Annotated in this window: 12 protein-coding genes; 11 read left to right on the top strand and 1 reads right to left on the bottom strand. The window is 30.4% G+C overall.

Going from position 1 to position 12,716, the window contains the following annotated elements; genetic code table 11:
- The first annotated feature begins 82 nt into the window (after positions 1-82).
- The 10 genes from JK636_RS03805 (at position 83) to JK636_RS03760 (ending at position 10,681) form a co-directional block, all read left to right on the top strand.
- A complete protein-coding gene (locus JK636_RS03805) occupies positions 83-2,308 on the top strand; it encodes an FtsK/SpoIIIE family DNA translocase (protein WP_243428116.1) in 2,226 nt (741 codons plus the stop codon).
- Positions 2,309-2,400: 92 nt separating this feature from the next.
- On the top strand, positions 2,401-3,738 hold the full coding sequence (gene rimO / locus JK636_RS03800; protein WP_202747520.1) for a 30S ribosomal protein S12 methylthiotransferase RimO: 1,338 nt from the start codon (positions 2,401-2,403) through the stop codon (positions 3,736-3,738).
- Positions 3,725-4,270, top strand: coding sequence for a CDP-diacylglycerol--glycerol-3-phosphate 3-phosphatidyltransferase (gene pgsA, locus JK636_RS03795; RefSeq protein WP_202747519.1), 546 nt, complete (start codon positions 3,725-3,727; stop codon positions 4,268-4,270). The genes rimO and pgsA overlap by 14 nt, the downstream gene beginning before the upstream one ends.
- Before the next feature lie 156 nt (positions 4,271-4,426).
- Entirely contained in the window at positions 4,427-5,467 is a 1,041-nt protein-coding gene (gene recA / locus JK636_RS03790; RefSeq protein WP_202747518.1) for a recombinase RecA, read from the top strand.
- A 201-nt stretch (positions 5,468-5,668) separates the two neighbouring features.
- Complete coding sequence (rny, locus tag JK636_RS03785) at positions 5,669-7,225, top strand: ribonuclease Y (protein WP_202747517.1); 1,557 nt, start codon at positions 5,669-5,671, stop codon at positions 7,223-7,225.
- A gap of 193 nt (positions 7,226-7,418) precedes the next feature.
- Positions 7,419-7,679: a stage V sporulation protein S gene (locus tag JK636_RS03780; protein ID WP_202747516.1), complete on the top strand. Its 261-nt coding sequence runs from the start codon at positions 7,419-7,421 to the stop codon at positions 7,677-7,679.
- Positions 7,680-7,823: 144 nt separating this feature from the next.
- Positions 7,824-8,657: a PHP domain-containing protein gene (locus tag JK636_RS03775; protein ID WP_202747515.1), complete on the top strand. Its 834-nt coding sequence runs from the start codon at positions 7,824-7,826 to the stop codon at positions 8,655-8,657.
- A gap of 10 nt (positions 8,658-8,667) precedes the next feature.
- On the top strand, positions 8,668-9,861 hold the full coding sequence (locus tag JK636_RS03770) for a pyridoxal phosphate-dependent aminotransferase (protein ID WP_202747514.1): 1,194 nt from the start codon (positions 8,668-8,670) through the stop codon (positions 9,859-9,861).
- Between the two features lie 21 nt (positions 9,862-9,882).
- A complete protein-coding gene (locus JK636_RS03765) occupies positions 9,883-10,341 on the top strand; it encodes a PTS sugar transporter subunit IIA (protein WP_202747513.1) in 459 nt (152 codons plus the stop codon).
- Between the two features lie 79 nt (positions 10,342-10,420).
- Entirely contained in the window at positions 10,421-10,681 is a 261-nt protein-coding gene (locus tag JK636_RS03760) for an HPr family phosphocarrier protein (protein WP_021655118.1), read from the top strand.
- Between the two features lie 56 nt (positions 10,682-10,737).
- Here the strand turns inward: JK636_RS03760 and JK636_RS03755 are convergent, their stop codons facing one another.
- Positions 10,738-10,944 (bottom strand): DUF378 domain-containing protein, encoded by a 207-nt coding sequence (locus tag JK636_RS03755; protein ID WP_202747512.1) that lies wholly within the window; start codon positions 10,942-10,944, stop codon positions 10,738-10,740.
- Between the two features lie 727 nt (positions 10,945-11,671).
- On the opposite strand from JK636_RS03755, the gene JK636_RS03750 reads away from it, so the two are divergent.
- Positions 11,672-12,682 carry a tyrosine recombinase XerC gene (locus JK636_RS03750; protein ID WP_243428151.1) on the top strand — a complete coding sequence of 337 codons (1,011 nt, stop codon included), beginning with the start codon at positions 11,672-11,674 and terminating at the stop codon, positions 12,680-12,682.
- The last annotated feature ends 34 nt before the right edge of the window (positions 12,683-12,716 follow it).

Genomic DNA, 12,716 nt, shown 5'->3' with positions numbered 1-12,716 from the left:
TTTTTGTAATTTTAACATTTATATTTAGAAGTAAAGGAAATTTGTAAATTGTGTAGAATAATATTTCAAGGAGGTGACTATTTTGGCAAAGAAAAAAACAAATACTAATTATGATATTATCGGGTTATTATATATAACTTTTGGAATTCTTTCTATGTTCAGTATATTTTCAACTTCTTCTTCTGGTATAGTAGGAAAGTTTATCAAAAAAATGCTAATAGCAATATTAGGACTTGGAGCATATATACTTCCTTTTTTTATTGTCTTTATAGGCTTTTGTTACATACTAAAAAAGGGTAATATTAGCTTCAACAAAAAATTTTATGGTATTCTATTATTTTTTATAACTACATTAATGTTTTTACAAATGCTTAATATGACTTCTTATTATTCACAAGACAGTATAATTCTTGGAATATCGCAAATATATAATTCCGATACTAATATACATGGTGGAATAATTAGTTTTCTTATAGATGTTCCACTATATAAGTTGTTTGGTGTAATAGGTTGCTATATTATCTTTATATTTTTATATATTATTTCGATTATAATGGTTTGGCAGGTTTCACTATATGATGTTGTTATTAAGATAAAACCAACCTTAAAAGTAAAGAAAAAAAGTCAAAAGAATATACACAATGAGAATTCACCTAGTGTAGAGAGCGAAAATTTAGTTGCATATGATAGTGAAAAGGAACATTTTATTAACAAGGTCAACAATAAATTGAAAATTATTGATTTCATGAAATCTACGGATGAGCTTTCAGAATCTAATATTTCACAAAATAATGAAGATACTATTTCAAAGGATTCTATTAATAAAGAACTTGAGGCACAAATAAATAAAGTATCTGGTGAAGATATTGCAGAATATACATACCCTCCTACTGAATTTTTGAATTTTAATAATTTATCTAAATTGAACAAAGAGGATAAAAAAGATTTAATTAATAATGCCAGCAAACTTGAAGAAACATTGAGTAGTTTCGGTGTTGAAGCTAAAGTTGTACAAGTTACAAAAGGACCTTCTGTAACAAGATTTGAAATTCAGCCTAACGCTGGAGTTAAAGTAAGTAAAATTGTTAATTTGTCTGATGATATAGCGTTAAGTCTTGCAGCATCTGGAGTAAGAATTGAGGCTCCTATTCCTGGTAAGTCAGTTGTTGGTATAGAAGTTCCAAACAGAGATTTAACACCTGTTTTTTTAAGAGAAGTTGTTGAATCTCAGGAATTTACAGCCCATAGTAAAAATCTATCCTTTTGTTTAGGAAAAGACATAGCAGGCAATTGTGTTGTTTCTGATTTAAGTAAAATGCCTCATCTACTTATTGCTGGGGCTACTGGCTCTGGTAAAAGTGTGTGTATTAATACGTTAATCATAAGCTTGCTTTATAAGTATTCTCCAGAAAATGTAAAGCTTCTTATGATTGATCCTAAAGTTGTTGAACTAAGTGTTTATAATGGAATTCCTCATTTGTTAATTCCAGTTGTTACAGATCCTAAAAAAGCCGCAGCGGCATTAAATTGGGCTGTTAATGAAATGACTAGGAGATATAAGCTGTTTGCAGATAATAATGTCCGAAATATCGAAAGCTATAATGAACTTGTTAATAAGGGAAAACTACAGGACAAATTACCTTGGATAGTTGTTATTGTAGATGAATTAGCAGATTTGATGATGGTATGTCCTAATGATATTGAGGATTATATTGGACGACTTGCACAAATGGCAAGAGCAGCAGGTATGCATTTAGTTATCGCCACCCAAAGACCATCAGTTGACGTAATAACAGGTGTTATAAAAGCAAATATACCTTCACGTATATCATTTGCAGTTTCTAGTCAAATTGACTCAAGAACAATTTTAGACTCATCAGGTGCCGAAAAATTGCTAGGTAAAGGAGATATGCTGTTTTATCCAGTAGGTGAATCAAAACCATTAAGAATACAAGGAGCATTTATTTCAGAGGAAGAAGTAGAAAAAGTAGTTTCTTATATTAAGAATCAGAAGTCTGAATTGGAGTATAGTACTGAAATACTTGAAGAATTAGATAATAAGACAGAATCTTCCTCGGATGAAATAGATGAGCTTATGAGAGAGGCTGTTAAAATAGTTTTTGATGCAGGACAAGCTTCAACTTCTTTGTTGCAAAGACGACTTAGAATAGGGTATAATAGAGCGGCAAGAATTATTGAACAAATGGAAGAACTAAGAATTATCTCAGGAAAAGATGGCAGCAAACCAAGACAAATATTAATAGATAAAGAATCCTTATCAACGGAATCTTATCTTCATAATAATTAAAATTTATTAATAATTTTATATAGTACTTGTGAATTTGCCAAATGAGATTTAAAATTATTTATGTATTCATATTAACATTAGGAGGAAGCCTCGTGGATAGACTAAAGTTTGGTACTATAAGTTTAGGTTGTGACAAAAATAGAATTGATTCAGAAATAGCCATAGGGAAATTGAATAAAAAATATGAGTTAGTCAATAATCCGAAAGAAGCAGATATTATTTTAGTAAATACTTGTGGATTTATAGAATCATCTAAACAAGAATCTATAGATACAATTTTAGAAATGGCAAAATACAAAAAGCTATATAACTGTAAGGTGCTTGTTGTTTCAGGGTGTCTAAGCCAAAGGTACAAAGAAGAATTATTGGATTTAATGCCTGAAATTGATATAATGCTAGGCGTTAATAATTATGACAAATTAATTGATAGCATAGAAAACTTTTTAGCTAAGAGTACTAGAATATATCATCTTGATTACAGTGACAACTATTTTCAAGAAGGCGAAAGAATCTTAACCACAAGCAAATCCACTGCTTATATAAGAATAGGCGAGGGTTGCAACAACTTTTGCACATATTGCGTAATCCCTAAAATTAGAGGTAAATATAGAAGTAGAAAAGTAGAGGATATACTTAATGAAGCAAAAGTATTAGCCGAGTCTGGTGTAGTTGAACTTATATTAGTAGCTCAAGATACCACTATGTATGGAATTGATATATACGGAAAAAAGAATCTTAATTATCTTCTAAGTGAACTGTCCAAAATAGAAGGAATATCTTGGTTAAGACTATTATATTGTTATCCTGAAGAAATAACGGATGAATTAATTCAAGAAATTGCTGATAACCCAAAAGTATGCAAATATATAGATATGCCAATTCAGCATATAAGCAATAATATATTAAAAAGAATGAATAGAAGAGGTCGTAAAGAAGAAATTATCAATAATATAAAAAAAATGAGAGAAGCTATACCAAAACTTACTTTAAGAACATCAATTATTGTAGGTTTTCCAAATGAAACTGACGAGGATTTTAACGAACTAAAAGAGTTTATTTCATACACAAAGTTTGATAAATTAGGAGTTTTTAAGTATTCACAAGAAGAGGATACACCTGCAGCATTAATGGAAAACCAAATTTCCGAAGAAACTAAAGAATTACGTGAAAAAGAGTTAATGCTATTGCAGCAGCAAATTTCTTCAGCAATAAATGATAATAAAATTGGTAAAGTGTATGAAGTGATAGTAGAAAACTATAAAAAAGATGGACTATACTCAGGAAGAAGTTATGAAATGTCTCCTGAAATTGACGGTGAAATATATTTTAAGAGTAATGAAGAATTAACTTTAGGCCAATTTATAAATGTAAAAATAACTGAGTCGTTAGAATATGATTTAATAGGAGTTGTATATAATGAATCTTGCTAATAAACTTACAGTTATTCGAATCTTTTTAATACCAATATTTTTGGTATTTATAGCTGTCAAAGGAATACCTTACGGCAAAGAAATAGCTACTGCTGTTTTTATAGTTGCTGCCATGACCGATAAACTAGACGGGTACATAGCACGAAGCAGAAATCAAATTACTCGCTTTGGAAAATTCATGGATCCTCTCGCTGACAAGCTTTTGGTAACAGCAGCTCTTGTATCGCTTGTTGAGTTTCAATTAATTCCAACTTGGATAGCTATGGTTATTATTGCTAGAGAATTTGCTGTAACTGGACTAAGATCACTTGCTGCTGCAGAAGGGGTTGTTATTGCAGCAAGCTGGTGGGGAAAAATAAAGACAGTTGTACAAATTATTGCTATTATCTTAGCATTAGTAAACCTAACATACAATAATTACTACTTTGTTTTAATAACTAAAATAAGTATGATATTGGCTGTAATTATAACAATTTTATCTGGATTAGACTATTTTATGAAAAATAAAGATGTTATTAGAACAGATAAGTGATTAATAATTTTAAAAAAGGATATAACTATAAAAAGTTCCTAGAAATTTTTAGGAACTTTTTATTATTCAGTGTTGACCAATTAAATAATATATTATATAATTAAATAGAACTAATGTTCGTTAAATAGAAAGGATGTGAACCCTTACGGGGTAATTATGGATAATGAAAAGTTAAAAGCTATAGAAGCTGCTATGGGACAAATAGAAAAGCAATTTGGAAAAGGCTCAATAATGAAACTTGGTGAGCACAGTGTTTTAAATCTTGATTCTGTTTCAACAGGATGCTTAGATTTAGACATTGCACTTGGAATAGGAGGAGTACCTAAGGGAAGAATTGTAGAGATATTTGGGCCAGAATCTTCAGGTAAAACAACTGTTGCTCTTCATATTGTTGCTGAAGCACAAAAAAAAGGCGGTGCTGCAGCATATATTGATGCAGAACATGCTTTAGATCCCACATATGCAAAAGCTCTTGGCGTAGATATAGATAATCTTGTTATATCACAACCTGATACAGGTGAGCAGGCTTTAGAAATTGCTGAAGCTTTAATTAGATCTAATGCCATAGATGTTATTGTAGTTGACTCAGTTGCTGCTTTAGTTCCTAGAGCTGAAATTGAAGGTGAAATGGGTGATTCACATGTAGGCCTACAAGCTAGATTAATGTCTCAAGCGTTAAGAAAACTGGCAGGCTCAATAAGCAAATCAAAATGTGTAACAATTTTTATAAATCAACTTAGAGAGAAAGTTGGTATCATGTTCGGTAATCCAGAAACAACACCTGGTGGTAGAGCTCTAAAATTCTATTCATCTGTGAGACTTGACATTAGAAAAATAGATTCAATCAAGCAGGGAGACGAAGTATTAGGAAACAGAACAAGAGTCAAAGTAATAAAGAACAAAGTTGCTCCACCATTTAGGCAAGCAGAGTTTGATATTATGTATGGCGAAGGTATATCCAGACAAGGTAATGTTCTAGATGTAGGTGTAAGAGAAGAGATTGTTCAAAAGAGTGGGGCATGGTTCTCTTATAACGAAACAAGACTTGGGCAAGGAAGAGAAAATGCTAAGCAATTCTTAAAGGAAAATACAGATATATTGTTAGAAATCGAAAACAAAATTAGGGGTAAGTATGACCTTCCTCTAGCTGAAAATAACGCTGTTTCGAATTCAAAAGAAGATGTATCAAATAAATAATTTTACAACAATTTTCAGTATACTATATATCCGATAAATTGTATTAAATGCTAAGTATATAAACTTGACATATAGTTAAATCTAATATAAAATAGTATACAAATACTGGTTTAGCATATTCAAATTTTGCCAATTAAATAAATATAACACCTTTATAAGCTTATATCCTGATAATTTAAATTATGCAAAGGAAGCAAGGAGGTGTTAGATTTGACTAATACAATTATAATTATTATTGGCATCATAATAATCACTGTTGCAGCAATTATATGTGCTGCAGTTTATGTAAGAAAAAATATATCACAAGCTAAAATTTCACAAGCTGAGGAAAAGTCAAAACACATTATGGACGAAGCCTCAAAAGAGGTAGAATCTTTAAAGAAAGAATCAGTACTTGAGGCTAAAGAAGAGGTACATAGACTCAGGACTGATTTTGAGAAAGAGTCTAGAGATCGAAGAAATGAAATTCAACGACTTGAAAGAAGACTAATTCAGCGTGAAGAATTATTAGATAAAAAAGGTGATATGCTTGAAAAAAGAGATGAAAATCTCAACAAAAAACAACTTGAAATTCAATCATTAGAAGAACAAATTCAAAATCTTTATCAAAAGCAAAGAGAAGAACTGGAAAGGCTTTCTGGTTTAACTTCAGAAGATGCAAAACAATTATTATTAGATGAAATTAGAAAAGAAATTAAACACGATGCTGCAATTTTAATAAAGGAAGTAGAAACTAAAGCTAAAGAAGAAGCTGATAAGAGGGCTCGCGAGGTTATTACTTGTGCTATTCAAAGATGTGCAGCAGATCACGTAGCTGAAACAACTGTTCATGTTGTAGCACTTCCTAATGATGAAATGAAAGGGAGAATAATAGGTAGAGAAGGAAGAAATATAAGAACTCTCGAAACACTTACAGGAATTGATTTAATTATTGATGATACTCCTGAAGCAGTTATTCTTTCTGGTTTTGACCCAATTAGAAGAGAAGTCGCTAGAATTGCACTTGAAAAATTAATTGTAGATGGTAGAATTCATCCAGCAAGAATTGAAGAAATGGTTGAAAAAGCTAAAAAAGAAGTTGAAAACCACATTAAGGAAGAAGGAGAACAAGCTACTTTTGAGACTGGTATACACGGATTACATTCTGAACTAATTAGATTGCTTGGAAGATTGAAATATAGAACTAGTTATGGTCAAAATGTTTTAAAACATTCGATTGAAGTGTCTTACTTAGCAGGATTAATGGCTTCAGAATTAGGATTAGATGTAGCAGTTGCAAAGAGAGCAGGCTTACTTCATGATATTGGTAAGGCTGTTGATCATGAAGTTGAAGGTCCACATGCTTTAATTGGAGCGGACCTTGCAAAGAAATATCACGAATCGTCAATTATAGTAAATGCTATAGGGGCTCATCATGGTGATGTTGAATTCCAGTCATTAGAAGCAATACTTGTTCAAGCAGCAGATGCTATTTCTGCAGCAAGACCTGGTGCTCGAAGAGAAACACTAGAAGCATATATAAAGAGACTTGAAAAATTAGAGGAAATTGCAAATCTTTATGAGGGTGTAGAAAAGTCTTTTGCTATTCAAGCAGGCAGAGAAGTTAGAATTTTAGTTAAGCCTGATGAAGTTGATGATGCTGGCGCAACAGAATTAGCTAGAAATATTGTTAAGAAAATAGAAAGCGAATTAGAGTATCCTGGCCAAATCAAAGTTAATGTTATTAGGGAAACTCGTTCAATTGAATACGCAAAATAGTAATAATAGATAGGCTGCTGACTAAATAGGTTAGCAGCTTATTATTTTAATGAGTTATATACTATTACAATAATTACTATTAAATTCTGTATCCTTCTGAAAAATATTTTTATTAAAAGGATTTTTTTACTTCAATGTAGAAATATTAGTATGTCAATAAAATCTAGTAGATTTTTACAGGAGGGTTATTATAATGGAAGTATTAAAAGTTTCAGCAAAATCTAATCCAAATTCTGTAGCAGGTGCCTTAGCCGGCGTTTTAAGAGAAACTAGCACTGCGGAAATTCAAGCAATTGGAGCTGGGGCACTTAATCAAGCAGTAAAGGCTATTGCAATTGCAAGAGGGTTTGTGGCTCCTACTGGAATAGACTTGGTATGTATACCAGCGTTCACAGATGTTATAATTGATGGTGATAAGAAAACAGCTATCAAACTTATAATCCAACCTAGATAAGATAAAACAATCACAAACTTGAAGAAAACCTTTCTTCAAGTTTTATTATTATTTATAAAAATGTTTACAATAGGAATACTAAATGATATATTATTATTATGAAATGAATGTAATCCTTCATTTTTTTGTGAAAAGGTGTATAATATGCAGTTTTCAGATTTACATATCCATTCAGCGTACTCAGATGGATTAATGTGGCCAAGAGAAATTGCTGAAATGGCTAGTCAAAACAATGTTAAGTGTATCTCTATAACAGATCATGACACTATAGATTCTCAATATAAAATAAATGAGTTATCTAGGCAATTTGGTATTAATATTATCCCCGGAATTGAGCTAAGTACTGAATATAATGATACAGAATTACATTTACTAGGATACTTTATTAATATACATAATGCCGAATTACAGCAAGTGCTTAGCTTAATAAAGGACAGTAGAGTAAAAAGAATAAAAGATATTATTCAGAAATTGAATAATCTGGATATAGATATTTCGTATAGCGATATTATTCACGAAGGTTCTACCTTAGGTCGTCCTCATATAGCAAAAATATTAGTCTCTAAAGGGTATGTCTCTAACACAAAAGAGGCATTTACCCAATACTTAACTAAAGGAAAACCTGCTTATGTAGATAGATATAAAATTTATTATAAAGATGCTTTAAAACTCATTAATAATTGTAATGGTATTTCCGTTTTGGCTCATCCTGGTGAAATAAGAAAAGGAATCCACCTCAAAGAAACAGTTAAAGAATTGAAGGTTTATGGGCTAAACGGTATTGAAGTATTTCATCCAGCTCATTCTTCTACGCAAGTAAATGATTATTATAATCTGTCTAAGAAATATTCTTTAGTGATAAGCGGCGGCAGCGACTATCATGGAAGCCATAATAATACTGTTTCTACTATTGGTACATATGGTTTAGACGAAAACCTTACAAATAAGTTTCTAAAATTAAATTTTTTTAATAGATAGGAGATTAATTATGATTTACTCAATTAAAGCAGAAGGTATATCACCATCTATAACATTATCTATAGATGCAAAAGCTAAGAAAATGAAAGAAGAAGGAATTGATGTAATTGGGTTTGGCGCTGGAGAACCTGATTTTAACACACCTAAAAATATTCAAGATGCGGCTATAGAAGCTATAAAAAAAGGGTTTACAAAGTATACTGCTGCGTCAGGGATAAAAGACCTCAAAGAAGCTATTGTTGAAAAATTCAAAGCAGATAATAATTTAAATTATAAACCTTCACAAATAATAGTTTCAACAGGTGCAAAACAGAGTCTTTCTAATGTATTCCAGGCAATTCTCAATCCGGGTGATGAAGTAATTATACCTACACCATATTGGGTTAGCTATCCAGAGTTAGTAAAATTATCTGATGGTGTACCAAAGTTTGTTGAAACAAATGAGAAAAATAACTTTAAATACGATATAGATTCACTTAAAAAGATAGTTACAAATAAAACTAAAGCTATAATAGTCAACAGCCCTAATAATCCAACAGGTACGGTATACAGTAAAGAAAATTTATTAGAAATTGCTGATTTTGCAAAAAAGCATGATTTAATTATTATTTCTGACGAAATTTATGAAAAGCTAATATATACTGACAATAAACATATAAGTATTGCTAGTCTTTCAGATGATGCATATAATAGAACAGTTGTAATAAATGGTGTATCTAAGTCTTATGCTATGACTGGATGGAGAATAGGCTATGCAGCTTGTGGAGATGAAAAAATAACTAAACTAATGTCTAATATACAAAGCCATGTCACTTCAAATCCGAATTCAGTTGCTCAGTATGCTGCTCTTGAAGCATTAAAGGGGGAGCAAAGCACTATCCAGTATATGCTTAATGAATTTAACAATAGAAGAAAATATATGATAGACAGAATAAATAAAATGGATTATATATCATGTAAAGAGCCTGAAGGCGCCTTCTATGTAATGGTAAATATATCGAAAGTTCTAGGTAAAAGTATACATGGAATTTGCATAAATGATTCTTTAATATTCTCAGATGTACTTCTTGATGAAGAAAAAGTTGCAGTTATTCCTGGTAGTGCTTTCGGTGTAGATAACTATATTAGATTATCCTATGCAACATCATTGGAAAATATAGAAAAGGGCCTAAATAGAATCGAAAATTTCTTGAAAAAGCTTTAGTTTAATTAGGAGACGTTTTTTATGAATGATACTATAAAATTAGTTATGCCAGTAGATGGCGAGGTTTTGCCATTATCAGAAGTTCAAGATTACTTATTTAGCAAAAGAATAATAGGTGAAGGCCTAGCAATAAATCCTAAAGATAACTTCATAATTTCTCCTGTTGAAGGCGAGATTACACTTGTATATGATACAAAACATGCTATAGTATTAAAAACTAAAGAAGGACTTCAAATTCTTATACATGTTGGAATTGATTCAGTAAAACTTGAAGGCAGAGGTTTAGCTACCTACGTAAAAGTAGGAGATAAAGTATCAAAAGGAGATAAGTTGATGTTTTTTGATAAAGATTTTTTAGAGAAAAAAGCTTCATCAATTACTCCTATAATAATAACTAATCCTGAACTTGTTGAATCATTTGATATAAATTATAAAGCTTCTAAATGCGGAGATACTCTTCTAGTTATTAAATTAAAATAAACGTTTTATCATTGTAATATTTTTTAAAAATGCTATAATATAAATGTTAGTTATAATTAATTAGTAGAGGTGATATGAAGTGGTAACTAAAGAGGTAGTTGTTAAAAACGCAACTGGCTTACATGCTAGACCTGCGACTTTATTAGTAAAAAAAGCATCATCCTTTAAATCAGACGTAAGTATAGAATTTAATGGTAGAAAAGCTAATGTAAAGAGCCTTATAGGTGTTTTATCATTAGGAGTTACAAAAAACTCCACTGTTAAGGTAATTGCATCTGGAGACGATGAAAGCTTAGCTGTTGAAGAAATAGTAAAGTTAATAGACTCACTAGAAGAGTAAAAAATAAAAGGCTAAAATCAGCCTTTTATTTTTTTCGCCATTCCAATGCATTTTATTCATTTTCTTGTTTTTAATAAAAAAATCAACATATCAACTCCAGCTATCCCTATTAAAATATAAGCAATTCTAGAAGCAAGCTGTAAATTAGCTTCAAACAATATATGTATTAGATCAAAATTGAATAACCCATACAACCCCCAATTAATTGCGCCAATAATAGTCAGAATAAAAGATATCTTATCAAGTATACTTAATTTATACATTCTAAGCCTCCATATTTATAAATTATATATATATTATATTATCCTTAAACATAGATAAGAACATTTAAGCCTACCACTAAAGCTATTAGTGCATAGGAAGGCCATAGGCAAGTTATAAAGGTTTTTTAGCCCTTCTACTCCTGTTTTGGGAAATATTCGTTCTAGGGGCTTATATGGAGTTTGAAGTCTGAATTTACCGAAGCTATAATTTATTTATCTATTAGGACACTAAATGCGAAAAATATAGTTTAATAATTTGAATTAAGTTTTATATTTAAACTAAAGTTATGGTTTTACATATAAAACTAGGGGAGTGCAATTTATACAACAAGAATTTCGCATAAGTATATTTCGCTAAATGTAAATTTATTAGAATCGACTTTACAAACGAAGTGATCTTCGATATAATTGAGAAGGGGGTGGAGAATTTATGAAAATTAATAGATATGAATCTATTACATACAGTAATAAAGAAAAAGATATATTATCAAATACATTTTTGAGCAGTGATGAAAAAGAAATTATTAGCAATCTTAGAATCAATTTTAAGGATAAAATCTATTCTTTTATAATTGAAGATTTATATAAATTTCGAAAGAATAACTACTCTACTTCTCAACTTGCGCATATATACAATATTAGTACTAGGCAGATTCAAAACATTTTAAAGGATTTAGATTTAAATAAATATAAACCTCCGAAAGAAAACCCTTCTAATGATAATGAAATGCAAAATAAAGCTAAAGGTTTCTCTAGTTATAATTCTGATTCTATTTTACCTAATAGATTAAAAGAATTTCTAAACTATCTTTCTGTAATTAAAGGGAGATCTAAAAATACTATCGATGGATATAAGATAGATTTGTCACTGTTATTTAGATTTATCAAGCTTTACAGAGGCGAATTAGATAAAGATGTAGAGGATATAGAGTTCGAGCAAATTTCTATAGCTGATATTGATGATGGTTACATAAAAAGCATAAAACTACCAGACTTTTATGCTTTTCTATCGTTTGTTGAGAGCGATAGAAATAATAGCACCTATGCAAGAGCAAGAAAAGTAGCTTCAATTAAATCCTTTTTCAAATATCTTTACACTAAAGCAAAGTTTCTGAATGAAAATCCAGCTTTAGAATTAGAAACTCCTAGAATAAGTAAAAGGAATCCTATTTATTTAACTTTAGCTGAAAGTAAAAATTTATTAGATACCACTATCACTAATGATTCAAAACATACTAAAAGAGATTTTTGCATAATAACTTTATTTTTAAACTGCGGACTTCGTTTATCAGAACTGTGCAGCATCGACATTTCAAAAATAAAAGACGATACTTTAACTATTGTTGGTAAAGGAAATAAAGAAAGAACTGTTTACTTAAACAACGCATGTATAAAAGCTATTTCAGAATATATGCTTGAAAGAGCTTCCATGAAAATACTGCCCGAACACAAAGATGCACTTTTTATTAGTGAAAGAAACTGCCGTATAAATAAACGCACTGTAGAAATAATAGTAAAAAAATACATTAAGCTTTCCGGGCTGACTAATTTAAAATATACACCTCATAAACTAAGACATACTGCGGCTACTTTGATGTACAAACATGGTAATGTAGATATTAGAAGTCTACAGATGATCCTTGGTCATGAAAATATATCTACTACTCAAATATATACACATGTGGATGATGAAAGACTTAGAAACGCTGTTAAATCTAATCCGTTAAATATAGAATAAAATTGGAAGGTAAATCAATACCTTCCAACTTTAC

It is taken from the genome of Clostridium rhizosphaerae, assembly GCF_016765585.1.
Lineage (GTDB): Bacteria > Bacillota > Clostridia > Clostridiales > Clostridiaceae > Clostridium_AT > Clostridium_AT rhizosphaerae.
The sequence above is the reverse complement of the archived record's forward strand: the minus strand, read 5'-3'. Positions and strand labels throughout refer to the sequence as shown.

Excerpts from the sequence above, each read along its gene's own strand:
- JK636_RS03780 (WP_202747516.1), top strand. The coding sequence starts at position 7,419 with ATGGAAGTATTAAAAGTTTCAGCAAAATCTAATCCAAATTCTGTAGCA.
- pgsA (WP_202747519.1), top strand. The coding sequence starts at position 3,725 with ATGAATCTTGCTAATAAACTTACAGTTATTCGAATCTTTTTAATACCA.
- JK636_RS03775 (WP_202747515.1), top strand. The coding sequence starts at position 7,824 with ATGCAGTTTTCAGATTTACATATCCATTCAGCGTACTCAGATGGATTA.
- JK636_RS03765 (WP_202747513.1), top strand. The coding sequence starts at position 9,883 with ATGAATGATACTATAAAATTAGTTATGCCAGTAGATGGCGAGGTTTTG.
- JK636_RS03770 (WP_202747514.1), top strand. The coding sequence starts at position 8,668 with ATGATTTACTCAATTAAAGCAGAAGGTATATCACCATCTATAACATTA.
- JK636_RS03755 (WP_202747512.1), bottom strand. The coding sequence starts at position 10,944 with ATGTATAAATTAAGTATACTTGATAAGATATCTTTTATTCTGACTATT.
- recA (WP_202747518.1), top strand. The coding sequence starts at position 4,427 with ATGGATAATGAAAAGTTAAAAGCTATAGAAGCTGCTATGGGACAAATA.
- JK636_RS03750 (WP_243428151.1), top strand. The coding sequence starts at position 11,672 with ATGCAAAATAAAGCTAAAGGTTTCTCTAGTTATAATTCTGATTCTATT.